The 25,106-nt window shown below is 52.6% G+C and carries 25 protein-coding genes and 1 pseudogene; 12 read left to right on the top strand and 14 right to left on the bottom strand.

The genetic code is table 11. From position 1 onward, the window contains the following. The 5 genes from tca_RS02255 to tca_RS02235 all read right to left on the bottom strand — a co-directional run bounded on the left by tca_RS02255 (window position 1) and on the right by tca_RS02235 (window position 3,057). Window positions 1-528, bottom strand: coding sequence for an endonuclease III-like protein (locus tca_RS02255; RefSeq protein ID WP_010876135.1), 528 nt, complete (start codon window positions 526-528; stop codon window positions 1-3). Between the two features lie 122 nt (window positions 529-650). After that, entirely contained in the window at window positions 651-1,892 is a 1,242-nt protein-coding gene (locus tca_RS02250; RefSeq protein ID WP_010876134.1) for a DNA cytosine methyltransferase, read from the bottom strand. Between the two features lie 65 nt (window positions 1,893-1,957). Continuing rightward, window positions 1,958-2,464 (bottom strand): thermonuclease family protein, encoded by a 507-nt coding sequence (locus tca_RS02245; protein ID WP_143485739.1) that lies wholly within the window; start codon window positions 2,462-2,464, stop codon window positions 1,958-1,960. 145 nt (window positions 2,465-2,609) lie between these two features. After that, the gene (locus tca_RS02240) at window positions 2,610-2,924 is read right to left on the bottom strand and encodes a hypothetical protein (RefSeq protein WP_143485738.1); all 315 of its coding nucleotides are present in this window, start codon (window positions 2,922-2,924) and stop codon (window positions 2,610-2,612) included. 7 nt (window positions 2,925-2,931) lie between these two features. Continuing rightward, on the bottom strand, window positions 2,932-3,057 hold the full coding sequence (locus tca_RS02235; RefSeq protein WP_269889770.1) for a hypothetical protein: 126 nt from the start codon (window positions 3,055-3,057) through the stop codon (window positions 2,932-2,934). Window positions 3,058-3,204: 147 nt separating this feature from the next. On the opposite strand from tca_RS02235, the gene tca_RS02230 reads away from it, so the two are divergent. The 7 genes from tca_RS02230 to tca_RS02200 all read left to right on the top strand — a co-directional run bounded on the left by tca_RS02230 (window position 3,205) and on the right by tca_RS02200 (window position 13,215). Then, complete coding sequence (locus tca_RS02230) at window positions 3,205-5,673, top strand: DEAD/DEAH box helicase (RefSeq protein ID WP_286709069.1); 2,469 nt, start codon at window positions 3,205-3,207, stop codon at window positions 5,671-5,673. Between the two features lie 41 nt (window positions 5,674-5,714). Next, window positions 5,715-6,626, top strand: a complete 912-nt coding sequence (locus tca_RS02225; RefSeq protein ID WP_286709068.1) for a ribonuclease H-like domain-containing protein — start codon at window positions 5,715-5,717, stop codon at window positions 6,624-6,626. Between the two features lie 196 nt (window positions 6,627-6,822). Next, window positions 6,823-7,134, top strand: a complete 312-nt coding sequence (locus tag tca_RS02220) for a hypothetical protein (RefSeq protein WP_143485737.1) — start codon at window positions 6,823-6,825, stop codon at window positions 7,132-7,134. Then, entirely contained in the window at window positions 7,134-7,460 is a 327-nt protein-coding gene (locus tag tca_RS02215) for a hypothetical protein (protein WP_286709067.1), read from the top strand. Before tca_RS02220 ends, tca_RS02215 begins: the two co-directional genes overlap by 1 nt. 63 nt (window positions 7,461-7,523) lie before the next feature. Continuing rightward, window positions 7,524-12,302 carry a DUF3320 domain-containing protein gene (locus tca_RS02210; protein WP_286709066.1) on the top strand — a complete coding sequence of 1,593 codons (4,779 nt, stop codon included), beginning with the start codon at window positions 7,524-7,526 and terminating at the stop codon, window positions 12,300-12,302. Window positions 12,303-12,620: 318 nt separating this feature from the next. Continuing rightward, window positions 12,621-12,773 carry a hypothetical protein gene (locus tca_RS02205; protein WP_286709065.1) on the top strand — a complete coding sequence of 51 codons (153 nt, stop codon included), beginning with the start codon at window positions 12,621-12,623 and terminating at the stop codon, window positions 12,771-12,773. Between the two features lie 160 nt (window positions 12,774-12,933). Then, the gene (locus tca_RS02200; RefSeq protein ID WP_010876123.1) at window positions 12,934-13,215 is read left to right on the top strand and encodes a hypothetical protein; all 282 of its coding nucleotides are present in this window, start codon (window positions 12,934-12,936) and stop codon (window positions 13,213-13,215) included. A 122-nt stretch (window positions 13,216-13,337) separates the two neighbouring features. On the opposite strand, the gene tca_RS02195 is transcribed toward tca_RS02200, so the two are convergent. From tca_RS02195 to tca_RS02185, 3 genes are read right to left on the bottom strand one after another with little or no spacing between them, the layout of a single operon-like run. Continuing rightward, entirely contained in the window at window positions 13,338-14,042 is a 705-nt protein-coding gene (locus tca_RS02195; RefSeq protein WP_286709064.1) for a hypothetical protein, read from the bottom strand. After that, window positions 14,035-14,280, bottom strand: a complete 246-nt coding sequence (locus tag tca_RS02190; RefSeq protein ID WP_286709063.1) for a hypothetical protein — start codon at window positions 14,278-14,280, stop codon at window positions 14,035-14,037. Before tca_RS02190 ends, tca_RS02195 begins: the two co-directional genes overlap by 8 nt. 23 nt (window positions 14,281-14,303) lie before the next feature. Further along, window positions 14,304-15,509 (bottom strand): HAD-IC family P-type ATPase, encoded by a 1,206-nt coding sequence (locus tca_RS02185; RefSeq protein WP_286709062.1) that lies wholly within the window; start codon window positions 15,507-15,509, stop codon window positions 14,304-14,306. Window positions 15,510-15,610: 101 nt separating this feature from the next. Here tca_RS02185 and tca_RS02180 point away from each other — a divergent pair, with 101 nt between their 5' ends. From tca_RS02180 to tca_RS02165, 4 genes are all read left to right on the top strand, one after another. Next, a complete protein-coding gene (locus tca_RS02180) occupies window positions 15,611-15,883 on the top strand; it encodes an ATP cone domain-containing protein (protein ID WP_286709061.1) in 273 nt (90 codons plus the stop codon). 135 nt (window positions 15,884-16,018) lie between these two features. Next, complete coding sequence (locus tca_RS02175; RefSeq protein WP_286709060.1) at window positions 16,019-16,900, top strand: substrate-binding domain-containing protein; 882 nt, start codon at window positions 16,019-16,021, stop codon at window positions 16,898-16,900. A 70-nt stretch (window positions 16,901-16,970) separates the two neighbouring features. Next, window positions 16,971-17,657 (top strand): ABC transporter permease, encoded by a 687-nt coding sequence (locus tca_RS02170; RefSeq protein WP_286709059.1) that lies wholly within the window; start codon window positions 16,971-16,973, stop codon window positions 17,655-17,657. A 21-nt stretch (window positions 17,658-17,678) separates the two neighbouring features. Then, complete coding sequence (locus tca_RS02165; protein ID WP_286709058.1) at window positions 17,679-18,722, top strand: ABC transporter ATP-binding protein; 1,044 nt, start codon at window positions 17,679-17,681, stop codon at window positions 18,720-18,722. Between the two features lie 22 nt (window positions 18,723-18,744). Here tca_RS02165 and tca_RS02160 read toward each other — a convergent pair whose 3' ends face one another. The 6 genes and pseudogenes from tca_RS02160 to tca_RS02135 form a co-directional block, all read right to left on the bottom strand. Continuing rightward, window positions 18,745-19,170, bottom strand: a complete 426-nt coding sequence (locus tag tca_RS02160; RefSeq protein ID WP_286709057.1) for a thiamine pyrophosphate-dependent enzyme — start codon at window positions 19,168-19,170, stop codon at window positions 18,745-18,747. Between the two features lie 144 nt (window positions 19,171-19,314). After that, a pseudogene (locus tca_RS02155) lies at window positions 19,315-19,755 on the bottom strand (hypothetical protein). Between the two features lies 1 nt (window position 19,756). After that, entirely contained in the window at window positions 19,757-20,491 is a 735-nt protein-coding gene (locus tca_RS02150) for a thiamine pyrophosphate-binding protein (protein ID WP_286709056.1), read from the bottom strand. After that, on the bottom strand, window positions 20,484-20,732 hold the full coding sequence (locus tca_RS02145) for a cytochrome b5 domain-containing protein (protein ID WP_010876114.1): 249 nt from the start codon (window positions 20,730-20,732) through the stop codon (window positions 20,484-20,486). The genes tca_RS02150 and tca_RS02145 overlap by 8 nt, the downstream gene beginning before the upstream one ends. Window positions 20,733-20,819: 87 nt before the next feature. After that, on the bottom strand, window positions 20,820-21,239 hold the full coding sequence (locus tca_RS02140; RefSeq protein ID WP_286709055.1) for a ferritin-like domain-containing protein: 420 nt from the start codon (window positions 21,237-21,239) through the stop codon (window positions 20,820-20,822). Window positions 21,240-21,434: 195 nt separating this feature from the next. Continuing rightward, window positions 21,435-22,214 carry a ZIP family metal transporter gene (locus tca_RS02135; protein ID WP_286709054.1) on the bottom strand — a complete coding sequence of 260 codons (780 nt, stop codon included), beginning with the start codon at window positions 22,212-22,214 and terminating at the stop codon, window positions 21,435-21,437. 140 nt (window positions 22,215-22,354) lie between these two features. Between tca_RS02135 and tca_RS02130 the strand changes: the two genes are divergently transcribed. Then, window positions 22,355-25,105, top strand: coding sequence for an ATP-dependent DNA helicase (locus tca_RS02130; RefSeq protein WP_286709053.1), 2,751 nt, complete (start codon window positions 22,355-22,357; stop codon window positions 25,103-25,105). The last annotated feature ends 1 nt before the right edge of the window (window position 25,106 follow it).

Below are 25,106 nucleotides of genomic sequence, written 5' to 3'. Positions count from 1 at the left end.
CTAACATCTCCTGTAAAAGTTGCATGATAGTTTCAGGGGACATTCATGGCAGAGGGGATCGCTAGCTCTGCACACAGCCTCTCCGAAATCGATCATCGATAGTGAAAGGTGTCTGCAGTCACCAAATTCAAGAATTTTCCTCATTACTGTTTCAAAATCCTTTTTTCTGCGGGATGAATCACTGATCTCAAGATCAAACAATCTACCAATGATTCTGACGGTGTTCGTGTCCAGAAGGGGTTCTGGAATATTTTTGGAAAAACATAAAAACGCCGAGGAAATGTAGTTCCCAATGCCTGGAAGTTCAAGGAGATCATTTTTGTTTTTTGGAACAGCCCCCCCGTGTCTGCTTTCAATCTCACATGCGAGTTTATGGAGATTTCTGGCTCTCCATCTGAGACCAAGGGACTCCATTTCTTTTTCTATTGTTTCCTGTCCCGCTTCACACACCGATTTAAAATCAGGAAATTTTTCAACAAAGTTTTCATAAATTTCAAGCACCTGTTCTGCGCGTGTTCTGTGAAGCATTATTTCAGCCAGCAGAATTCCATAGTCATCTCTTCTTTCGCGCCAGGGAAATTTCCTTAAATTCTTTTTTCCCCATTCGCAGATTCTGGTATGAATATCAAGCAGCAGATCCTTTTCAGAAATCAGAGGTCCCCCCTGTAGATTTCATAAAGTTTGCGGGCAATCTTCTCAGACATTAGTGGAGGCACGGCGTTTCCTATCTGCCGGTACTTTGAGGTCATGGATCCTTCAAATATGTAGTTATCCGGGAAGGACTGGATCCTTGCAGCTTCCCTTACGGTCAGAGAACGGGCCTGTTCTCTGTCGGGGTGGATGTAGTAGTGTCCATCCTTTGATATATGCGCGACAATGGTATGGGAATAGGGGAGGTCCCCTGCAACCACCTTGTAACGGTCAAGGAAGCTCCTGGTGTTCCTGTGTGTCCTGAGTTCCGGTGGAAGTTCTGTATATTTTAATCTTCTCCTCTCTGAGTTCCATGCGTCAATTGTTCTCCTGTAAATTTCGCGGTCCCGCGGGTTGTGTCTTCGCGCCTGGTGATGTCGGAGAATATCATTCTCTGTCCTTATACCCATCTCATTCAGGAGGCGTGATGGTCTGGATCTATATTCCTGGGGCCCGTCTGTGCCCTGGCCGGGTTCAAGGGCGGGCAGATCACATAGGATGTCATTCACTGTACCGGCATACCTCTCCTCATCAAACTGTATCCTTTTATCTTCCATGCGGTGGCCGATGACTATGATCCTCCTTCTCCTCTGAGGGACCCCGAAGTTATATGCATCACGCACTTCAAAGTCAAGTTTATATTCCAGGTCTGTTACCTTCCTCTGGAAATCAGATAGTATGTGGCCCCTTTGCGCTGACTTCATCCCGGGGACGTTCTCGAATACAAAGAATTCCGGCTGGAATTCTTTCAGGAATTTAATGTACAGGAGGTAGAGGTAGTTTCTCCTGTCCTTTTCCATGTTCTTCCGGGATCTGCCAGCATATGAGTACGCCTGACATGGAGGCCCACCTATTATGCCATCAACAGAAACTGTCCCCATATCATTCATCTTTGACCTGATGGTCTCTATGACCCTGTCCACGTTTTCCTCTGTGAGTTCAAGGTTCATGTACAGTTCACTGTCAAAGTCAGGATATCTTCTGAATAGTTCTTCACGTCCTATCTCACCATTAACGTATTCGGTGTAATCCTCGGGGTCACCATCGCTCTGCAGGTGATGATAGAGTCCCCTTGTCTCCAGTGTCTGAATCGCATCCCTGTCCATCTCAATATGTGAAACGAATGTATAATCACTCCGAAGGAAACCTTCAGTAAGCCCCCCCGCACCTGCAAATATGTCAATCAACACAACATCTGACATCGCCGAACCTGCCTCTGGTTACCTGTCATTGATGATTTATCTTAACCACATTAAATTATTTTTTGTTATGTCCACCCATATGGGTTAAACTCAGAGGGTGGTATGTACATTACCTCGGCATAGCCGCGCCTGAGAAGCTCCCTGTTGAGGTTGACACCGTCGACGTAGACAACTGCAAGGACCCTCCCATACCTGTCGTGTCTTTTAGCATCATCGATGTCCAGCTGGACTGTTCTTCCAAGGCACATGGACTTCACGAAGTCCTTCGCCTCCCTGTAGCCTGGCTGTCCACGTTCAGGGGTGTTAACCCCTACCAGGCGTATCCTCCCGACGCCCTCAACGTCTATGGTGTCACCGTCAACCACATGGTAACAGCTGCCTGATGCCTCATAACTGGATTTTTTCTCAGCAGTATCGTTAACCTTATCCTGGGAGTCGCTGGTCCATGAATCATTAACAGGATTGTCCACATTGCTGTCCTGGACACCCTCATTGTATGTGTAGTTACCATCCTCAGAGACGCAGCCCGCAACCATCAGGGCAAGCATCACAATTAAAATATACTTCTTCATGAATGCACACCTCATCTCTTCCTGATCATCTCCCTGAGGGTATCCCTCAGTTTAGGCGGATTCAGGGGCGGGTACCGTTACAATCCTCCCTGAAACCACGACGTCACCCTTCACGTATCTGGCGCCGTTCTCTGAGAGGACACCCTCAAGGCCGGGGTATATGGTAGCATTCTGACCCCCTCATGATTCCGGCCATGGCTGGTATGGCCGGGGCAGCGCATATGGCGCCTATGATCCTATCACTCCTGCTGGCTGATTCTGCTGTATCGGCCGCCATCTCCAGGTCCCGGTCCACCCGGCCGGACTTCGCCCTCCTGTAGAGGCCGCTTCCACCTGTGAAGATAACTGCATCGTGGCCCCTGATATAGGATGGCTTCACATCCTCAATGCGGATATCGTAGCCAGATGGGAGGTCTCCCGCCCCTATCACGGTGACCTCAGCGCTGAGTTTCAAATTCATGCGGGTCCTAGTCCGCGAAGACCACCAGGGCCACACGACCCTCCACAGGGGCTCCACCCCCTGAGAGATAGGCCGCTGCCAGGACCAGGCCGGCCATGATGATGGCCACAGCCACATATCTCCTTAAAGTCACACACCCTAATACACACTGTATCATATTATGTTCATCAGAAGGAAAAGTGTAACGCCCGGAATCTGTTTCGCCAGTCTGGAGATTAAATAAACGGATATTCTGCACCCTGGACAACAATTAAATAAGATTAAACCATAATTCATTTTCATGGTTAAAAGGGTTCTTGAGAGGTTCAGGAGGGACTGGCGGTTCAGGGATGCCATAGAACACGTGGAGACAATCCCTGGCCGTGAAGCAAGGTACTCTGACTCCACAGACATCCCTGATAACATCCGGGACTACCTGGATGCAGGGGGTATAAGGCTTTACCGCCACCAGAGGGAGGCCCTCGACGCCATAAGGGAGGGGATGAACATCCTCATAACAACCCCCACGGCCTCCGGGAAGACACTGGCCTTCAATCTCCCCATCATGGAGACCCTCACCCTCAACCCTGATGCAACGGCCCTCTACATATACCCTGTCAAGGCCCTCTCAAGGGACCAGCTCGGGGTCCTGGAGGAGCTGGAGTCAGAGCTCGGACTCAAACTCAACCCGTCAACCTATGATGGTGACACACCCAGGGAGCGGAGGCCCTGGATAAGAGAGAACTCCAGGGTGATACTCACCAACCCCCACCAGCTCCACCGCATACTCCCCTGGCATCACCAGTGGAGGCGGTTCTACAGTAACCTGCGCTACGTGGTGATCGATGAGGCCCACCAGTACAGGGGGGTCTTCGGCTCCAACGTGGCCCTCCTCCTGAGGAGGCTGCGGAGGATCTGCAGGTACTACGGCTCAGAGCCCCAGTTCGTCCTTGCAAGCGCAACCCTGGCAAACCCTGCCGAGTTTTCACGTAAACTCACAGGCCTTGACTTCAGGGTGATCTCGGATGACACTTCACCCTCAGGTCCGAAGCACTTCATACTCTACAACCCCTACAGGAAGAGGGGTGACCCCTCAGCGCACCTTGAAACCTCAGCCATACTCTCATACCTTGTTCTGAGGGGCGTGCAGACCCTCTGCTTCACCATCTCAAGGAAGATGGCTGAACTTGTAACCCGCTGGACGAGGGAGCAGCTTGATAGGGAGAACCGCAAACTCGTTGACAGGGTGACGTCCTACAGGGCAGGTTACCTTGCAGAGCAGAGGCGGAGGATAGAGGCCGACCTCAAGGAGGGGAGGCTCCTGGGTGTCACTGCAACCAATGCCCTGGAGCTTGGCATAGACATAGGTTCACTGGACGCCGTCATAATATCTGGTTACCCCGGGACCATGATATCGACCTGGCAGCAGGCCGGGAGGGCCGGGAGGAACCTGAAGGACTCCATGGTGATCCTGGTGGCCTTCGAGAACCCCCTGGACCAGTACATCATGAAGAACCCCTCATTCATCTTTGAGAGGCCCCATGAGAATGCAATAATAGACCTCCAGAACAGGCTGATACTGAGGAACCAGACTGCATGCGCGGCCTCCGAGCTGCCCTTAACCCTGGATGACTTCCTGGAATACGACTTCAGCGTGGGTGTTGCAGGGGAGATGCTTGCTGATGGGGAGCTTGAACTGGCACCAGATGGTCTCACCTGCAGCGGCGACCCCCAGTTCAGGTACGGCCTCGATGACGTCTCCCAGGACACCTTCACGGTCATCTGTGAGGGCCGCGTCCTTGAGACCATGAGTCGCTCCCAGGCCTACAGGGAGGCCCATGAGGGTGCGGTGCTCATGAACCACGGCAACACCTACACCGTACGGGACTTTGACCTTGAAGGCAGGAGGATAATCGTTGACAGGAGGGACGTTGAGTACCATACCAGTGTCCTCAGGGACACCGAGCTCAGGATTATAAGGAAGCTCCGGCGGCGGAGACTGGGGGACCTTGAGGTTAACTTCGGCGAGGTTGAGGTGACCGAGCACTACACAGGCTACAGGGTAATGAGCTACAGCAGGGTCCTGGGTAAAAGGGAACTTGACCTCCCACCACTCAGGTTCAGGACCAGGGCCCTCTGGTTCACCATCTCAGACTCCCTCAGGGATGAGGTTGAGGAGATGTACGGTGGGGATGCCTTCCACGGGGGAATACATGGGGCTGAACACGCCCTCATATCCCTCTTCCCCCTCCACGTCCTCTGCGACAGGAGTGATATCGGGGGCATATCCACACCCATGCACCCGGACACACAGGAGGCCACCATATTCATATATGACGGCTTCGAGGGCGGAATAGGACTTGCAGAGAAGGGTGTTGAGGTCTTCGGGGACCTCCTGGCATCGACCCTTGAACTTGTATCATCCTGCAGCTGCACCGAGGGCTGCCCATCATGCATCTACTCACCAAAGTGCGGCAACGAGAACTCGCCGCTCCACAGGGATGCGACGGTGAAGATACTGGAGTACCTCATGGAGCAGACCTCGGGTGAGGTCAGGGAGGCCAGTGAGGTTGATGGGGATGTCCTCGCAGGGGTGGAGGAGCTCTGCAGTGAGGATAACCTCCTGGATGCCAAGTTAATGCTACATGAGGTCCTTGAGAGGGACCCTGGAAATCCAGGGGCATGCTACCTGATGGGGGAAATACTCAGAAGGCAGGGGGAGGTTGAGATGGCGGCCTACTTCCATGAGAGGGCCATGAACGGCTCATAGTCCGGGGCTGAAAAATTGAAGGATGATGCTGGAGGTATAGTGTGCTTGAAAAACTCAAATGGGATCTCGTAACAGAATATGATGGCGCATCACTCGAGGAGACCTTTGATGCGTCCAGGGTGACCGCTGCAGGCTCTGAGGCCCTGGAGATATCCCATGAGAGGAGGGTGAAGCTGAGGAGGTCTGATGTCAGACCCCACATCCTCTCTGATCTGAAACTGCTGAGGGGTGTTGGTTCCATAACCGAAAGGATGCTGAAATCTGAGGGCTACCATACCATCGAGGACCTCCTGGAACATGAGATCTACCGGGAGGAGGCAGCACGCATCCTTGGTCTCATTGATTCAGGGGACTTCCCTGGGATCAGGGGCTACCTGAACTGTTCATCCTCTGATTACAGGGTTCTGGGTGTGCTTGGTCTTGTGGATGAGGAGAGATTCACCTTCCTGGACATCGAGACCCTGGGCCTTGGAGGGGCGCCGGTCATACTCACAGGCATGGCATGGATTGAGGATGGGGTGATGAATGTGAGGCAGCGCCTGGCACCGGCACCTGAAATGGAGGGGGCTGTCCTTGAGATCTACCACCACATACCACCAGACTCCATCATCGTAACCTTCAACGGTGCAAGCTTCGACATCCCCTACATAAGGAGGAGGTCAGCCGTCCATGGCCTTGAAAACAGTCTTGAAAACTGTCACGTGGACCTATACCATATTTCAAGGCGACTCTGGGGGCACACACTCCCTGACTGTAAACTGTCAACGGTGGAGAGGCATATCCTGGGTGCTGAGAGGGACCTTGACATACCCGGCTCACACGTCCCGGACTACTACAGGACCTACATCTCAACCGGCAGCCCAGGGCCCCTGGTCCCCCTGGTTGAGCACAACCGTGAGGACATCATCAACATGGCGCTCCTCATCCCCCATGTGACCTCTGCTATCTGCTGAGGAGGATGGCATGTTGGAGTGTGGCCAGGGGTAATGTCATGGCTGAGGAGGATGGCATGTTGGAGTGTGGCCAGGGGTAATGTCATGGCTGAGGAGGATGGCATGTTGGAGTGTGGCCCATGTATCCAGATGGATGGCATGGTGGGGGACTGGAATAGATAAATATCCCCCTGAACATAATACCTATGGTGTTTATATGGATCAGCTGGTTCTGATAAACAGGGTGATAGGCCTTTTCATGGGTCTTTTCATAATAGGGTTCTGTGTCAGGATACTCAGGCAGATAGGAGCCAGGGAACTTGCAGTCTCGATGCTTTTCCTCCACAGACGCACCGCAAGGCTCATATGTGTATCAGTGTTCCTTGCATCAATCTTCACGGTACTGGTCGGCTTCACCTTTGTCACGGGGCAGGATGAGGCTGTCGTTGAGTGTTTCCTGAACCTCAACGCATTCTTCCTCCTGGTTTCAGTGTTCCTCTTATCCTCAGTGATGGGTGGTGATGTTTGATGTATGTGAAATGGATTGTAATGATACCTCCAATTCTGACGCTCTACTTCTCAGCGAGGATACTCCTGAACAATCTGCGATATGATGAGGCGGCCCTGGGGATGCTGTTCTCTAACATGGATGAAACAGCCATCCTGATAAGCGTATTCGCAGTTTCAATGATAATATTCTCAGCGACGAGGGTGATGGACCTCATAGACCTCTTCTGGCCAATCCCGGGAAATGATGAGATCATCGCCGCCATGATATGGCTGATTGACATTGTGCTCGTCTACATATTCTACAGGGTGGCCACAGTAACGGTGCCGGCGGAGAGGAATATCTAGGATAGAATCCTTAATGTGAACATCCTGAAGACTTCTATGGAACAGAAATGAGGGAGAATCTGAATGGATCAATCTGCAAGGGAAATCATTGAAAGGGAATTTGAGAATCTGAGGGAGAAACTCCTTGACCTCACAATGAGGAACCAGCTCCTCAACTTCAGACCAAGGTCCAGGACGGTTGAGGTGGTGAACCATGACCCTGAGTACATATACAGCTACCTTGTCCTCAACCGGAAAAAGATGAAGCTCGCACCCCGCATTGAGGAGGAAGAAACCCTGGATCCAGATGGTCCCATCCTCTGTGAGAACAGCCCCAGCGATGAACCGGAAGTCCCCCCCGAGGGTATCTCTCCTGAAGAGAACCTGATGGAGGTGGAGGATGAGAACATACTCCAGACAGCCCTGACAGAGGCCGAACTCCAGAGGAGGCTATTCTACATCAACCAGAGGGCCAGGACCATGATACAGGAGCAGGGCTACAACATACTCTACCTCGCCCTTGGCTTCCTGGAGTGGAGGACAGAGGGGGAACCGGACATCAGAAGAGCACCCCTGGTCCTGGTACCCGTGTCACTTGAGAGGAGGAGGGCGGGTTCATCCTTCTCGCTCCGCTGGGATGGCAGTGAGATCATAACCAACATGTCCCTCCAGGCAAGGCTCAGGGAGGAGGGTGTTGAGCTGCCAGAGTTCACCATGCCCTCCTCTCCGGGGGGTGTCTCAGCTTACCTTAAACGCGTCGAGGGGGCTGTCTCATCAATGGAGGGGTGGGGTGTCACCGATGAGGTCCAGCTCGGATTCTTCTCCTTCACCAAGTTCCTCATGTACATGGACCTGGACCCCTCCTCCTATCCCAACTGGGATGAGATAGTGGACAGACCCCTCCTCAGGGCCCTCTTCTCCATTGAGATAGACGATGACAGCGAGGAGGTGGATATAGACAGCATACCCTACAGGGACCTCTACCATGTCGTGGATGCCGACTCATCCCAGATCGCGGTCATAGAGGATGTGAAGGCAGGTAAGAACCTTGTGGTTGAGGGCCCACCAGGCACCGGGAAGTCCCAGACCATAGTGAACCTCATAGCGGAGCTGATGGCCTCAGGCAAGACGGTCCTCTTTGTGAGTGAGAAGATGGCGGCCCTTGAGGTTGTCAAGAGCAGGCTGGACTCCATAGGACTGGGGAGGTTCTGCCTTGAACTCCACTCCCACAAGGCCCGTAAGAAGGACGTCCTCAATGAACTGGAAGCCACCCTCATGGAGGCAGAGGCAGATAGGCCCGAGGCAGAGAGGGAGTTCAGGAGGATGGAGAGGCTCCGTGATGAACTCAACGAGTATCGTCGCGCCCTTCACGAACCACTGTACAGCATACAGCTTTCACCCTTCCAGCTATTCGGGATGAAGGAGCGTGCAGAGAAGTACTTCAACGGTGAGCTCCCCTTTGTCAGGATACCATCCCCCGAGACCATAACACCCGATGAATGGGATGAGGCCCTGGTTGAACTCAGAAACCTGGCGAAACTGGCTGAACTCCTCCCGCCACTCCAGGAAAACCCCTGGTCCGGCACCGATCCAGGTATGATGCTACCCTCAGATGTCAGGGAACTTGAAATACTCCTTGAATCAATAATGAAGACCGCTGACAGGTTAACAGCATCCCTGAGGGAGTTCCAGGAAAGATACGGGTTCATGAGGGTTAAGACCCCGGGCGAACTCCGGGGACTCGCGGAGGTTGTCTCTGTGGTTGCGGAGTCAAGGCCCTTCGACCTGGGGGTTCTGGAATCCAGTATATGGGACCGCTACAGGGCTGATGCATTCACCCTGCTTGATAAACTGGAGTCCTACACCAGGAAGCGTGAGATACTGGACAGGTTCCATGAATCTGTACATGGAGTGGACCTGGAGGCCCTCCTGAGGGACTACCTGAAGGAGTCATCCAGCCGCATAAAGTTCCTGAGCGGAAGGTACAGGAAGATAAGGAATGAGATAGACGCCCTGTATGTTGGCAGGGCCCCTGAGAACGACTACGAGGTTGTTGAGGATCTTGAGAACCTCATGGACGTCATGAGCCTGAGAGAGGAACTTGAGAGGTACAGCGGGGTTGCTGAGAGGTTCTTCGGTTCAATGTGGAACCCTGAGAACCCACCCCTCGAGGACCTCAGGGCCACCGCAGAGTGGATAGTGAGGTTCAGGGACCTCCACAGTGATGGAATGATATCAGAGAGGACCCTTGAGTGCATCTCCCGGGGCCTTGATGGTGAGAAACTGCTCTCTGAGTTTGAGGAGATTATGGAAATCTACAATGAACTTGAGGACAAACTCTCAAGGCTCCAGAAGGGTATAAACACCCATGCCCATGTCCTCTTCAACTCCATGCCAGAGGACGTCCCCTTCAGGGCCTGGAGGTCAAGGGTGAAGGCCTGGAGTGAGGCCCTCAACCTCCTTCCCCTCTGGTCACAGTACCTCGAGAAGAAGAGGCTCTGCATGAAGACCCGGGGGGCTGCATTCATACCCATAATAGAGTCGGGTATAATCCGCATGGATGATATAAGGCCTGCCATGGAGGGCAACCTTGCAGATGCACTCCTTGAGAGGGCTTTCAGGGAGATACCCACACTTTACACCTTCATAGGTGACCTCCACGAGGCCAAGATAAGGGAGTTCAGGGAGCTGGACTCCAGGATAATCGAGCTCAACAGGAAGAGGCTCATACACCAGCTCAACAGTAACATGCCCACGGTATTTGGGGGTGCGGCCCCCAACTCAGAGGAGAGCATCCTCAGCGGGGAGTTCACACGTAAAAGGGGTCATATGCCTCTAAGGAAGCTCCTGAAACTTGCAGGCGGCACTGTAAAGAGGATAAAGCCCTGCTTCATGATGAGCCCCCTCTCGATAGCCCAGTACCTTGACCCCAGAAGCAGCCAGCTTCAGTTCGATGTAGTGATCTTTGACGAGGCATCACAGGTTAAACCCGAGGACGCCCTGGGGGCATTCCTCAGGGCCAGGACGGCCGTGGTGATGGGTGACACCAACCAGCTCCCACCTACAAGCTTCTTTGACCAGATGATATCAGCGGAGGAAGACTCAGAGGATGTGGCTACCGCTGCGGACATTGAGAGCATACTGCACCTCTGCAAGAGGAGCTTCCCTGTGAGGATGCTCAGGTGGCACTACAGGAGCCGGCATGAATCCCTCATAGCGGTCTCCAACCAGGAGTTCTATGATAACAGGCTCCTGGTCTACCCGTCCCCTGCAAGGGAGGACGAAGAACTTGGACTGCACCTGGTCTACCTCCCGGACACGGTCTATGAGCGTGGGAGGACGTCATCCAATCCCCTGGAGGCCGCGGCGGTGGTTGACGCCATAGAGGAACACTTCATGAGGTACGGTTCCTCAAGGAGTCTCGGGGTCGGTACATTCTCTGTGGCCCAGATGAACGCCATACTGGAGGCCCTGGAGGCCCGCCTCAGGGAGAACCCTGAACTTGAACGGATAATAAACCAGGAGACCGATGAGCCCTTCTTCATAAAGAACCTGGAGACCATACAGGGGGATGAGAGGGATGTGATATTCATAAGTGTGGGCTACGGCTTCGACGAGAGGGGCCGCATGTCCCTCAACTTCGGGCCCCTCAACCAGGAGGGTGGTGAGAGGAGGCTGAACGTCCTCATCACCAGGGCCCGTGAGAAGTGTGTGGTCTTCACGAACTTCAGGTCCTCGGACCTCAGAACCGGGCCTGGGACACCCTTCGGTGTCAGGGCCCTCAAGAGGTTCCTCAGGTACGCTGAGACAGGGGTCCTGGAATCAGACTCCACTGACACCTCACAGGGACTGTTTGAGGACTCTGTATATGACTTCCTGGTTGATGCGGGATTCGAGGTTGACAGGGGAGTTGGATGTGCCGGGTTCCGTGTTGACTTCGCGGTGAAGGATCCTGATGAGCCGGGCAGGTACATTGCAGGGATACTCACCGATGGTGAGATGTACAGCCGGGCCGAGGTTGCAAGGGACCGGGACCGGCTGAGGGAGGAGATCCTCCGGAACCTCGGATGGAAGATCATACACCTCTGGTCCTCTGACTGGTACAGGAACCGTGAGGAGACACAGAGGAAGGTCTCCGATAGACTCGAGGAGATTGTTGAGGAGGCCCGTATGGCCAGGGAGTCACCTGAGACTCCTGAAACTGAACAGGAGGCTGCTGAACCGGATGATATGGAAGAGGCTGTTGATGAGGTGGATGAACCTGTGGTTGATGATTCCGGGGGTCTTGAGGTAACGGGAGAGTCAGGGGGTCCTGACCAGGAACCCCCCATGGATGGAGCGGCAGAGTATGTTGAGTATGAAACCGACAAGCTCAGGGAACCGGATGACCTCTACCGGAGCCCCACACCCGTAATATCCTCTGTTGTCAGTGAGATAGTATCCATGGAGGGTCCTATCCACGTGGAGGAGGTTATAAGGCGTATAAGGGAGTCATGCGGGTTGAGGAGGGCCGGGAGGAGGGTCAGGAGCATAATCAACTCTGCCATTGAGATGGCAGAGAACAATGGCAACATCAAGAGAAACGGTGAATTCCTCCTCCTCTCAGACTCAATGCCTGTTACGGTTCGAAGGAGAAGTGGAAGGATCGACATCTCCCTCATATCCCCCATGGAGATCGAGGAGGCGGTGAGGATTGCCCTCAGGTCAACCTCTGATATGGATGAGGTTATAACACGTGTATCGAGGATCTTCGGCTTTAAGAATACCAGCAGGAAGACGGCCTCTGGGATAAGGAGGGTCATGGAGGACATGGCAAGGCGGGGCGAAATTGTGGTTGATGATGAAGGTGTCAGGCTCGTCTGATCTAGGGGAATAGACAGCTGGGGGCTGAAATGAATCCCCCATTCAATCATATCATCTTGGGGGTTACTGGACCACAGTTCTCATCTACCAGAGACATGAAGGCGTCAACCGCATAAACAGTCCCTCACAGACCTTATCCTGGATAGGATGCATGGATTGAATTCCGGTCAGGAGATGCGGTGTAACTCATGCAGTAGATGGAAACAGGCCCTTAACATGTATTCGGCTCCGGAACACATAGCTCACTGGACCTGAGCATGAGGACCATTAGGCGTCAGCTGGTGTGGGCCTAAAAACCTCCAGTGATGTGGTTCTGTATTGGGCAAAAAAATTAGCTTGATTGCAGATATAATCCATGGTGGTAGTGTGATACCCTTTGGACGTGAATTTCAGGTTGCCCAGTTCATATCAGCGGTTATAACAGGCCTCGAGTTTCATCTACATGCTGAGGGTCTCCATGCAGGAGAGTAGATGGATCTACATGACCCTTGCTGTTCATAGCGAGCATCTGTGGTTTTCTGAGGGAGATATCAGAGTTTGATGTCTTCAGGATGGTTGAATGGTTTTCATAATGTTAGCATAATTTTTTCTATGCCGCCCTCGTTTCAAACAGAAAACTGGGGGCTGAGAAATGATAATCTTAATCATGAAGACCGTGGCCTTCATCTTCATGTTGCTTGCAGCTGTACTCTCGGTGAAGAATTATTTCATGACAAGGTTCGCCTCCGGTCTCTGGGCTCTTGTATCAATGGCCCTCCTGACTGGCAGCATACTCCTCTTTGTGAGGCTCATAAAGGAATTTCTGCCATTCCCAGAACTTGAGGTTGTTAAGATATGCCTCCTCCCTGTTATGATGGCATTCATCTTCGCAGCTTCCTTTGAACTTAAAAGGGACATTCTAAAGCCCCTCTAATTCTTCTTCTGATGAGATCTGTGAAGAGAAGGCAATGATTCATGTATCTGGCGATGTTGGATGGTCCCATTACACCTCAACGTCCATGTAGCAGCCATACTAGAGGTATTCACAGGACAACCTTAATTCTGATTATTCTCGTCGTCGATGCCCTCAAACCTTGCCACCCCATCAACCCATTCAAGGCAGTAGTTTTTCCTTTCAGCTCTTCTGACAAGTATCACACCGGTAAAGGCCCCGAATACCCCGCCCAGGAGGTCTGTGAGGAGGTCGAACATGGTATCAGCGAGGGGATCCATTACAGGGGACCCCTGTGTGGGACCGGTCGGCAGGACATGCTCTATGTGCTGATAGAGGTAGTGGTCGTAGCCGTACTCAACAAGCTCCAGGAGGGCGCCGAGTCCCAGGGTCACGAAGATTATGAGGAAGGCCATTATCAGGAGGCTGGTCCTTATCTTTCCATAGACGTAGGCCGTGTAGATGAGCATCATGCCTATCAGTGCGACTATGAATGGGACGGTGAAGTGCATGAACTTGTCATAGTAGGCTATCCTCCCGTAGAGGCCTAATGTGTTGCCGAGGATGTACTCCAGTGCAACCACCGTGAGGAAGAGTATCTCAATCTCCACCGGGATGACCCGTAAACCATGGGGGTGCCTGAGGGGAGGGAGGTAGACAACTGCAACCGCGATGAGGGTTATGAGTCCGAAGACCCTGGTACCCCCCGCTCCAAAGACCACGATGATAACACCCATCACCACCAGAAGGATCCTGATCGATGTTAGAAGTTTCAGCTTCCATGAACTGTTCTCCGGGCATTCATTCATGTTTCCACCTTCTCATAAGGTACTTCTCAATTTCTATTGCCATGAGCCTTTCTCTGTCAATCTCCACGTTTTTCTCATCACCAGCCTCATGGCTGCACATCTCAGTTATCCTTTCAGGAGCCCCCTTGGTGTAGATGGTCCCATCCTCTGTGAGGACAGCCATGTACTTCCTTGATGAGTCAAAGGGTATTTCATCGGCTCTCTCCTTCAGTGTCCTTATTCCCCTTATGGGCTGCAACCACCAGGGCTCCCTCGGTGGGGTTACCGTGAAGCACCCCCCTCAACTGATGCATTGTTAAAGTTCAGTGCACAGGTGAGAATATCTTCAAGGGGTCCTGGATTCTCTGTGATCTCCACTCCTTTCCGTTTTATTTTGCCCTCCTGGTCATATCCTGTCCCTTCAACTTCATAGAAGACACCCCCGGCGTATATGCATTTTACAGTCATCTCATTCCTGGTGAGTGTCCCTGTTTTATCTGAGCATATCACTGTAACGCTCCCACGGGTTTCAACGGATGGTAGATTGCGAACTATGGCATTTCTTTCAGCCATGGCCCTCACTGCAAGGGCAAGGGTCACTGTTAGCACGGCAGGCAGACCTTCAGGTATGGCTGCTACGGCCAGGGATGTTGAGGTGAGGAATGAGAAAACGGTCTCATAACCAAATATCAGTGCTGCAGTGAAGTTAAGGGTCGCAAGGATAATTACTGTAATGGTTATGGTGCGTGAAAATTCGTCAATTTTTTTAAGAAGAGGGGTTTTGACTTCAACCTTCTGTACAGTTTCTGCTATCCTTCCAGGCTCTGTTTCCGGGCCTGTTGAGATTACAGCGCCCATGCCCCTCTCCTTCATTATGAGGGTACCGCTGAAGAGGATGTTCCTGAACTCACCCCTCTCAATATCCTCATCGGTGAGGGGATCAGAGTCCTTTTCAACAGGCACTGATTCTTCTGTGAGGGCTGACTCGTCCACAAGGAGGTTCTTTGATTCCAGTATCCTTATATCGGCGGGGGATCGCTCTCCACCACCAGTTATTATTATGTCACCGGGTACGAGGAGCCTTGAGGGGATTCTGATCTTCTCACCATCCCTGATTACAGCGGATTCTGACCCGGTGAACTTCTGGAGGGCCTCTATGGCTTCAGAGGCCTTTCTCTCCTGTATGAATCCTACTGTGGAATTCAGGATCACGACTCTGGCTATTACCACGGTGTCAATCCATTCACCTATAACCGCTGTGAATATCGCCACCATAAGAAGGACGTAGACTAGGAGGCTCTGAAACTGCTTAAGAAATCTTAATAGAGCCATCGGCCTTTTAAAGAGGATCTCATTGGGACCGTGAATATTCAGCCTCTTTCTGATCTCAGCCTCTTTCAGGCCGTTAACGGATGTTTCGAGTTCATCAGGAACCTCCTCCGTTCTTATCTCTGATATATTCTTCCATCGGGTCATCAACATTATCATATGTTGCATCTTCCGGATATCTTTATCAGTTTGTCCATGAATCTGATGTTCAGTGGAAAAAATACATTATTGGGGAGAGAGATATATGGAATGGTGATAACATGAATGTTATAAAGAGGAGGGGTTTCAGGGAGCCCTATGAACCATCCAAGATAAGGGCATCACTGGAGAAGGCAGCCATTGATGCCGGTTACAGTCCTGAGGAGAAGAGGGAGATCATCGAGAGGGTCTACGAGACCGTTAAAAAGAAGATAGAGGTTGAAGAGGAGATAAAGAGCGATACAATACGGGCGTGTCTCCTGACCGAGCTTGACAGGTGTGAACCATACATTGCAAGGTCCTGGAGAAGGTTTGAGAAGAAGTACAAGAAGTAGGTTCTGGGAATAACTCCCTCAGAGTAGTCCTTCTTTATCTTTCAGGATGATCCCATGTTCTCATTCCTTCACAGAACCGATATGTATATATGTCCATGTCGATATAGGTGTTCTGAGTTAATGGAGGTTAAGACCATGGACAGGAAATACGTTGCACTGGCAGCCATTGCAGCTGTCATCATCATAGCAATAGCATTTTACGCAATCTCAGGTAATGGAGATAGAGAAATACTCAGAATATCCACCACAACAAGCCTGGAGGACACCGGCCTCCTTGAGGATGTTGAGGCAGCCTTCGAGCGGAAATACCCCAACATAGATGTGCAGATAGTTTCAGGTGGAACCGGGATAGCCCTTGAACGCGGAAAGAGGGGTGATGCAGACCTCCTGATAGTCCACGATAAGAAGAGGGAAGAGGAATTCATAAAGGATGGATACGGTGTGAAGAGATACCCCTTCGCCTACAACTACTTCTACATCGTGGGACCTGCTGATGACCCCGCAGGTATTAAAGATGCGAAAACAGGGAAGGATGCCTTCAGAAAGATACTTGAAGGAGCAGAGAAGAACCCTGAGAAGGTCAAGTTCGTATCAAGGGGCGATAACTCAGGCACAAACTCAAGGGAGATAAAGATATGGAAGAACGTAACAGACTACAACAGCACCGTCAACGGATCAGCATGGTACATTGAGACCGGAAGCGGAATGGCGGACACCCTGAGGGTTGCAAACGAGAAGAAGGCCTACGCACTCACAGATTCAGGGACATACCTCGCCTACAGGAACAGAACAACCCTCGTGGCCTACCTGACAGAGGATAAATCACTGCTCAATGTATACTCAGCAGTAACCATCAACCCTGCAAGGGTGAAGGGCGTGAACACCGACGCCGCAGAGAAGTTCGTTGAGTTCCTCATGAGCGAAGAATGCCAGAACCTCATAGCCGGGTACGGGAAGGCTGAATACGGGCAGCCACTCTTCACAGCCCTCTTCGGAGGGGAGGAACCAAAAAGCTAAAAACAGTTAACATACTACTTTATTTTTAAGACCCCGACTTTTTCTGAAGATGCTGCATGGAGACTGGAACTTGAACGAGATACTCACCGGATTCATAAGGGCCCTTGAACTCATGGCATCACTTGACCCTGAACTCATGGATATAACCGCACGCACGCTGATGATCTCACTATCATCCACCGGCATCGCAGCAGTGGTAGCAGTGCCTCTAGCCTCAGTAATTGACTCCCGGGAATTCAGGGGCAGGAGGTTCATCATAAACATCATACAGACACTCTACAGCATGCCAACGGTACTTGTGGGGCTCTTCGTCTTCCTTCTCATATCGCGCTCAGGACCCCTTGGGTCATTCAACCTCCTGTTCACACCCGCCGGCATGATACTGGGCCAGAGCATACTGATACTGCCCCTGGTAACAGGATTCAGCCTCACGGCCCTGAGGAGCGTTAAACCTGAACTCCGGGATCTTGCAAGGTCCCTGGGGGCCACGGAGTACCAGGTTATGATGAAGGTCATCACCGAGGCGAGGTACGCGGTCATGGCTGCCATCATCCTGGGCTTCGGCAGGGCCATATCAGAGGTGGGTGTGGCCATAATGCTCGGTGGGAACATAAGGGGATTCACAAGGGTCATAACAACAGCCATATCCCTTGAGACATCTAAGGGTAACATTGAACTCTCAATAGCCCTTGGAATAGTACTCCTCCTGATCTCCCTGATGGTTAACACGGCCCTCAACCACTTCCAGGAGAAATGAATACCTCTGACAGGTGATATGATGCATGTAATTGAACTTTCAGGGATAACAAAAAGCTACGGGGACATTAAGGTCCTGGAGGACGTTAACCTTAAGGTGCGGGAGGGGGAGACCCTGGGCATCATAGGACCAACAGGGGCCGGGAAATCCACCCTCCTGCGGATAATGGACCTCCTTGAAAGACCGGATGATGGTGAGATACTGTTCATGGGGGAAAACGTTGATGACCTGAAACCACTGGAGGTCAGGAGGAGGATGGGTATGGTGTTCCAGAACACCCCGGTATTCAGGGGCACCGTGGCTGAGAGCATCCTCTACGGTCCCCGCATCAGGGGTGAGAGGCCTCATGAGTCAGAGGTGAAGGATGTCCTTGAAACCATGGGACTTGGGGGCTATGGGTCCAGAAGAACCACTGAACTCTCCGGTGGGGAACGGCAGTGCCTGGCTCTGGCCCAGGTCCTCATAAACCGGCCCGAAGTTGTGCTCCTTGATGAGGCGACATCCAGCCTTGACCCGATCTCAAGGTCAAGGATGGAGGATGTGATAGCTGAACTGGATGTTACAGTGATATTCACGACCCATGACCTCCTCCAGGGACAGAAGCTTGCAGACAGGATTGCAATCCTCAACCGGTCAATCCTCCAGACTGGTGAGCCCCGGGAGATATTCAAAAAACCGGCAAGCAGGTTCGTGGCAGAATTTGTTGGTGTCAGGAACATGCTGAGGGGGAGGGCCCATATCACCGCTGAAGGGATATCCCTCATCGAATGTGATGGTATAAGCATCTACTCATCAGAGAGGGCCACAGGAGATGTTTCAGCCACCATAAGGCCTGAGGACATAACTGTATCCTGGCAGAGGACGGATTCAAGTGCCCTGAACCAGCTGGAGGGCAGGGTGCTGGCTGTACGTGACGCCGGTTCGGTGCAGCAGCTTGAGGTGCGCTGTGGTGGTGAAACCCTCACCGTCCACATGACAGGGAAGTCCCTCAATGATATGGGGATCACCACCGGGTCCAGGGTCTGGATAGAATTCAAGGCCTCTGCGGTTCATGTAATCAGATGAGACCTTCCTGCTCCTGTGAAGGTCAGATGAAGCGCCGTGGATCTGTTTCAATGTCCACGAGGACCGGACCATCAGTTCCCAGGGCCTCCCTCACGGAGTCCTCCAGTTCACCGGGATCATCCACCCTCATGCCCCGGCCCCCGCAGTTCTCTGCAAAACCTGCGAAGTCACAGTCCTGGAGCTCGGTCTGCCATACAGGGAATCCTTCAACACGCTGCTCCTGCATTATCATTGCAAGGTTCCTGTTGTTCATTATGAAGACCCTCACAGGGAGCCCGTACTTCACGGCTGTGAGGAACTCGGCCATCACCATCGAAAAGCCCCCATCACCACTGATGCAAACGACCTGTCTATCCGGGAATTCAAGCTGTGCTGCGATGGCCGCCGGAAGACCGAAGCCCATGGATCCCAGGTAACCTGAGAAGAGAAGCCTCTGGGTGCTCTTCATCTGGAAGTTCCGGCCGAACCACCATCCGTTCTCACCAACATCAAGGGTTATGATGGCATCATCATCCAGTTCCCTGTTCAGGACTGATATGATGTACTGGGGCCTGATGGGCCTCAGTGAAGGATCAGCCTCTGATTCAAGGAGTCACAGCCATTCATCCCTGAGTTCCCCCAGTTCTGCCAGGTAGGGCCCCCTTTCCTTCTCCTCCACCATGGATATAAGTTCCGGAACTATGAGGGAGGACCTTCCTGTGAGGCCCTGCTCAACCGGGTGGCGCCTCGCTACCATCATGGGGTCGATGTCGACCTGGAGGGTCCTCCGAGGCGGGATCCGGGTGAGGTCAGAGAAGGATGACCCGATAACCAGGAGGAGATCTGATTTCCTAACAGCCTCGGCCGCAGCAGCCGAGCCCAGGCTACCATGACAGCCCAGGTAGAGGGGGTGGTCATTATCAAGATGCCCTTACCCCCTGAAGGTGGATACGATGGCTGCCCCTATCCTCTCCGCAAGTTCAACAACACTGTCAGCTGCTTCCAGGGCACCGAAGCCTGCTATTATCACGGGCCGCTCTGCCCTGTTTATCATATCAGCTGCAGCCTTCAGACGGTTCCTGGGGGGGTGTGACTGCAGCCTCCGCCATCATGCCCCTGAGGGGCTTCACAGGGGCTGTGCACTCCATGGTCTGGACATCCCGGGGGACGTCAACATGTGAAACACCCCGCTCAAGGATGGCGTGCTTCACAGCCTCCCTGGCAATCTCAGCTGCCTCCTCAGGACTCACAAGGGTCATGTTGTAGACCGAGGAAGACTCAAAGAGGCTGTGCTGATCTATCTCCTGGCTTGCACCTGTACCTATCCTGTAGGTTTCGACCTGTCCTGTGACTGCAAGAACCGGGGCCCGGTCAAGGGCCGCGTCAAGGAGCCCTGTTATGAGGTTCGATTCCCCGGGGCCGGCCACAGCCATGCAGACCGCGGGCTGACCAGTAAGTTTACCGTAGCTGGAGGCCATGAAGGCCGCTGCAGCCTCATGACGCACCTGTATGTACCTTATCTCATCGTTCCTTCTGAGGGCATCAACGAGTCCCAGGGTGGATGTGCCCGGGATGCCGAAAACGTATTTAACACCCCAAGCTGCAAGCTGGGAGATGAAGACCTCAGAAACCGTCCTGCCGCCCTCCTCAAGAGTGGATGGAACCATCACAAAGGCTGTGCGTGGCGCATTGCAGACAGGGCACCGCCAGTCATCAGGGAGTGAATCGAATTCCCCATCAGCCTCCTCATGGAATATGTAGTTGCATACAGTGCACCTGAAGTCAGCCATCAGCACTTCCCCCCTCAGCGAGTACACCAACAACCGGGAACCTTTCAAGGAGTTCAGCCCCGTGTGGGGCTTTCTTTATATCCTCTGTGAGGTCTGATCCTGCACTGTGGCCTGCCTGGTGTCTCCCGTCCCTCCAGAGGAAGCTCCCTGAAACATCATAGACCCTTCCCTCAAATGCAATGTATGCCGGCCCTGACCTCCCATCAAATGCCAGGAGTTCTTCCAGGGTGAATATTCTCATGGAACCACTGAATTCATGGATTATTCCAGGAACTTCCTCACGAAGGATGATGTCTCACCGCGCCTCATGAAGTGACCGGATGGTCCCTCACCCAGGAACTCTGAGAACCATGATTCGTGCTGCTATCTCCTCATGGAGTATTGAGAGTGCAAGGTCATAGGTCCTGTGGTCCTTCCCGGCGGTGATGTTACATATATGGGTGCACTGTCTGACAGCACACCTCTCTGCTGCCACCAGGACCTCAAGGATCTCCATCGTGTCATTGGTCTTAGCCGGGAGGTATGCCGGTGGGCATCCTGAGATGTCATGGAATTCCTTCATGTCCCCTGGAAGTTCACCGCCGAGTTCATATATCCTGGGTACAAGGGCCTCGAAGTGGTTCCTGTCCTCTATCCTTGCAGCCTCGGCGATCTCCTTGAGCCCCTCACCCTCGAGTCCAATCAGATTGGCCCCGAGTAGGGTGTAATTAATAGAAGGTTGTGAGTTCAGCAGCCGCGTTCTTAACAAGCAGTTCCACAAGTTCATCCAGATCTATACCTGAATTTTCAACCATCTCACGGGTAACCCTGGCCATGATATCACCTGTAGAATATTATGTGAATCATGTCAATAAAATGGGACATTCAAACAAGCTCTGCGGGTATTCATGAAAAAATTTTCAGTGGCAAGGGCCACCGGTTGAACTATGATGTGTCATGAGGATCAGGCAAGTGCGAGGTCAAGTACCATCATGAGAACAAAGCCCATGAGCGCTGAGACCGTGGCAAGATCCGTGTTACCTCCGCTCTGGCACTCCGGTATCAGGTCCTCTATCACAACGAATATCATGGCCCCCGCTGCAAAGCCAAGGGCATAGGGAATTGTCCCTGAAAAGGAGTAGACCATGAGGGCACCTCCAATCCCTCCAAGTACCTCAATAACACCTGATAACTGTCCATAGATGAAGCTCCTCCACCTGGAGAGTCCCTCACCAAGGAGGGGCAGTGATACCGCTGCACCCTCCGGGAGGTTCTGTATACCTATACCCAGTGCCAGTGCAAGGGGAGCTGCAAGTCCACCGGTACTGGCAGCTGCACCGAAGGCAACACCGATAGCCAGCCCCTCAGGAAGGTTGTGTATCACAACTGCAAGGAGAAGGAGTCTGTTCCTCCGCCAGGTCGTTGGCAGACCTTCAGGGTCACAGCCAGGGTGAAGGTGTGGTATGATCCTGTCCATGGCTGAGAGGAAGAGACCACCGGCAAGGAACCCGGCAGCCGGAGGAACCCAGGCATACACCCCGGTGGGTGAAAGTTCAATGGCAGGGACCAGGAGTGACCAGAAGCTCGCAGCGATCATTATACCTGCTGCAAATCCAAGGGATGAGTCAAGGAGTTTTCTATCACCCTGCAGCGGTAGAAAAACCAGGGCCGCCCCTGCAAGGGCCATGAGCCAGGTGAAGATGGTTGCAAGGAATGCATTGAAGACAGGGTTTCCAGGATCCATTGAAGATTCTATGTACAGATTCTTTAATAATTCCTTGTGTTCAGGCCCTTTAATCCGGTACAGATTTAATAACCAGACAAAACATTAATATTCCCATCAATCAAATCTATTCGCACTGATATATCATTCAGGGGTTCATCATGACGGGTTCACTCTGCAGGAAGGGCGAGGCATGTACAGAGAAGCAGAAGATGGCTGTTAAGAAGACGGAGGGGCCGCTGGTAGTTGTGGCGGGACCAGGTGCCGGGAAGACCCGCGTACTCGTTGAAAGGGTCGCATACCTCGTCAAGAGAAAGGGTGTCAGCCCGGAGAACATACTCGTCATAACCTTCACAGAGAAGGCAGCCGGTGAACTGAAGGCGAGGCTCATAAACTGTGTGGGACTGGACGCCGAGCTCATGCAGATATCCACCATACACTCATTCTGCAGCAAGGTGCTGAGTGACCACCCCGAGGAACACGAATTCGGGGCTGGATTCGAGATCCTGGACGAGGAATCCCAGCTCATTTTCCTCAGGACGGTCTTCTACAAAATAGGATTGGACCGCTACATGAAGATGGGGGAGGTGCACAGGGCCATCGAATTCTTCAACAGATGCACCGAAAACTGCATTGAACCTGAAGAGCTCATAGACGCCCTCGGAAGGAAATATCCTGACAGGGAAGAATACCAGGGCATCGCCGGGTGCTATACCCGCTACCTTGAACTCCTCAGGGAGCAGAAGAAGATAGACTTCCCTGGCCTTGAAAAGGAGGTCTACCTCCTCCTGAACTCCAGCGAGAGGGTACTCGAATCCGTAAGGAAGAGGTACAGGCGCATAATGATAGACGAGTACCAGGATACAAGCCCCATACAGGAGTTGATATTAAGGGAGATAGCAGGGAAGAACTCCAGCATCTGCGTGGTGGGGGATGAGGACCAGAGCATCTACGGCTTCAGGGGAGCCACACCAGAGAACTTCATAAGGTTCCGTGAAGAGTACGACGCAGAGGTGGTCACCCTTGAGGACAACTTCAGGTCAAGGGCAGGGATAGTTCTGACTGCAGACAGCTTCATGAGGGGCGAGAGACACTACGAGAAGACCATCAAACCGGTAAGGGATGGCGGGACCGACGTTGTTATACTGAAGAACAGGGACGTTAACTCAGAGGCCAGGAACATAGTATCACTAATAAAGAAACTGAAGTCCTCCGGCAAGATACCTGAATACGGATACGTCGCACTCCTATTCAGGAGCGTCCGCAACCACGCAGATAAGGTCCTTGCAGAGCTCAGGAGGGAGGGCATACCCTACATAGTGCGAGGAGACGGCTCCTTCCTCAAAAGGTATGAGGTGAGGAGCATGCTCTACTTCCTCGCCTACGTGGATCCACCGGACTATGGGGGAAGATTCAGGAAGTGGGATGGCTGGTGGAACATATCCAGATTCAGGGGCGAATTCCTGGACCTCACCGGTGAAACCCTCCGGGCCCTCGAATCCCTTGACAGGAACTGCAGGCTCTCGGACTTCACATCAAGGAGGGAACTTGAGAAAATCGGTGTACACGGGGAGGATGCAGAGAAGATCCTTGGTCTCAACAGGATACGCCATGAAGTTGGGAAGGGATCACTGACAGTTCTCAGGACATTCTACAGTATACTTGAGGTTACAGGGTACCTCAGGAGGCTCATAGAGGACGGGAGCGACAGTAGCAGGGCTAAAATATTCAACCTCGCAAAGTTAAGTTCACTGATAGACAGATACGAGGCCATAAAGCCCGGAGCAAGGATACAGGACCTTTTATGGTACCTCTACCTCCTACCCACCCACCTCCACCACGACGAGGCAGCCCTGGAGGACCCGGCGTCGGTGAAGATCATGACGGTTCACCAGGCAAAGGGCCTCGAGTTCCCTGTTGTCTTCATCTGTTCGGTCATAAACGGCAGGTTCCCTGTTAAAAGGCGTAAGGAGAGGGACACCATACCCATACCCGGGGAACTCCTGCTATCACCCGGGGAGGTACCTGATGAGGACCGGCGCCTCTTCTACGTTGCAATGACCAGGGCCCAGGACGCCCTCATCATATCAACAGCCCCCCGTATCAACACCAGGAAGGTGGGTGTGTCACCGTTCATCACAGACCTCAGGGATAAGTGCGGCATCTATGAGTGTGACTGCACATCCGTCAGCAGATGCCTTGAAAGGGAGTGGAGTGAGGAGCCCCTCAGGATCAACTTCTCGGCCCTCTTCACCTACGAGGAGTGTCCCTTCAGGTACATGCTCATATACCACTACGGCTTCGTCTACCCTGAGACCTTCATGCAGCGCTATGGGATCATACTGCACAGGTGCCTTGAGGAGCTCCACCTGGCCATGAAGAACTCAGAGGAGATAAACGGGGCCCTCATAAGGAGAATCGTTGAAAGGTGCTGGATACCCATGGGGAGAGACGATAAGGTTAAAAAGAGGCGCCTTGAGAGGGAACTCCTCAACTACTACCATGATACAAGGGACCATACAGGGGAGGTGGTATCTGTTGAGGAGCCCTTCTCCATACCCGACACTGATATAATAATAGAGGGGAGGACAGACCTGATAATCAGAACCAGGGACGGTGAACTTGAACTTGTCGACTTCAAGGCCCGTGAGCATGGCGGTGTTGAGAGGATGGCCCTTGAGTACCAGCTCCGGACCTATGAATACGCACTAAGGGAGAGGTACAGGTTCGACAGTCTATCCGCCTACGCTATAAAGGACTCCATGAGGATATCCTTTGACTCCGACCCTGAATTCAGGGTTAAGGAGAGGATCGCTGAAACCGTCGCGAGGATAAGGGAGGAATGCTTCGAACCCAGGAAGAACCCCTTCTGCAGCAGGTGCGTGTTCAGGACCTTCTGTGGCGCAGGGTGAT

This window comes from Methanothermobacter sp. EMTCatA1 (assembly GCF_002356395.1).
GTDB lineage: Archaea > Methanobacteriota > Methanobacteria > Methanobacteriales > Methanothermobacteraceae > Methanothermobacter > Methanothermobacter thermautotrophicus.
This window is presented reverse-complemented; position numbering and strand designations above follow the sequence as displayed.

What these genes read in the sequence shown, in the direction of transcription:
- tca_RS02255 (WP_010876135.1), bottom strand. Translation starts at nt 528, where the DNA reads ATGCTTCACAGAACACGCGCAGAACAGGTGCTTGAAATTTATGAAAAC.
- tca_RS02250 (WP_010876134.1), bottom strand. Translation starts at nt 1,892, where the DNA reads ATGTCAGATGTTGTGTTGATTGACATATTTGCAGGTGCGGGGGGGCTT.
- tca_RS02245 (WP_143485739.1), bottom strand. Translation starts at nt 2,464, where the DNA reads ATGAAGAAGTATATTTTAATTGTGATGCTTGCCCTGATGGTTGCGGGC.
- tca_RS02240 (WP_143485738.1), bottom strand. Translation starts at nt 2,924, where the DNA reads ATGAATTTGAAACTCAGCGCTGAGGTCACCGTGATAGGGGCGGGAGAC.
- tca_RS02230 (WP_286709069.1), top strand. Translation starts at nt 3,205, where the DNA reads ATGGTTAAAAGGGTTCTTGAGAGGTTCAGGAGGGACTGGCGGTTCAGG.
- tca_RS02220 (WP_143485737.1), top strand. Translation starts at nt 6,823, where the DNA reads ATGGATCAGCTGGTTCTGATAAACAGGGTGATAGGCCTTTTCATGGGT.
- tca_RS02215 (WP_286709067.1), top strand. Translation starts at nt 7,134, where the DNA reads ATGTATGTGAAATGGATTGTAATGATACCTCCAATTCTGACGCTCTAC.
- tca_RS02210 (WP_286709066.1), top strand. Translation starts at nt 7,524, where the DNA reads ATGGATCAATCTGCAAGGGAAATCATTGAAAGGGAATTTGAGAATCTG.
- tca_RS02200 (WP_010876123.1), top strand. Translation starts at nt 12,934, where the DNA reads ATGATAATCTTAATCATGAAGACCGTGGCCTTCATCTTCATGTTGCTT.
- tca_RS02195 (WP_286709064.1), bottom strand. Translation starts at nt 14,042, where the DNA reads ATGAATGAATGCCCGGAGAACAGTTCATGGAAGCTGAAACTTCTAACA.
- tca_RS02185 (WP_286709062.1), bottom strand. Translation starts at nt 15,509, where the DNA reads ATGATAATGTTGATGACCCGATGGAAGAATATATCAGAGATAAGAACG.
- tca_RS02180 (WP_286709061.1), top strand. Translation starts at nt 15,611, where the DNA reads ATGAATGTTATAAAGAGGAGGGGTTTCAGGGAGCCCTATGAACCATCC.
- tca_RS02175 (WP_286709060.1), top strand. Translation starts at nt 16,019, where the DNA reads ATGGACAGGAAATACGTTGCACTGGCAGCCATTGCAGCTGTCATCATC.
- tca_RS02165 (WP_286709058.1), top strand. Translation starts at nt 17,679, where the DNA reads ATGCATGTAATTGAACTTTCAGGGATAACAAAAAGCTACGGGGACATT.
- tca_RS02160 (WP_286709057.1), bottom strand. Translation starts at nt 19,170, where the DNA reads ATGAAGAGCACCCAGAGGCTTCTCTTCTCAGGTTACCTGGGATCCATG.
- tca_RS02150 (WP_286709056.1), bottom strand. Translation starts at nt 20,491, where the DNA reads ATGGCTGACTTCAGGTGCACTGTATGCAACTACATATTCCATGAGGAG.
- tca_RS02145 (WP_010876114.1), bottom strand. Translation starts at nt 20,732, where the DNA reads ATGAGAATATTCACCCTGGAAGAACTCCTGGCATTTGATGGGAGGTCA.
- tca_RS02135 (WP_286709054.1), bottom strand. Translation starts at nt 22,214, where the DNA reads ATGGATCCTGGAAACCCTGTCTTCAATGCATTCCTTGCAACCATCTTC.
- tca_RS02130 (WP_286709053.1), top strand. Translation starts at nt 22,355, where the DNA reads ATGACGGGTTCACTCTGCAGGAAGGGCGAGGCATGTACAGAGAAGCAG.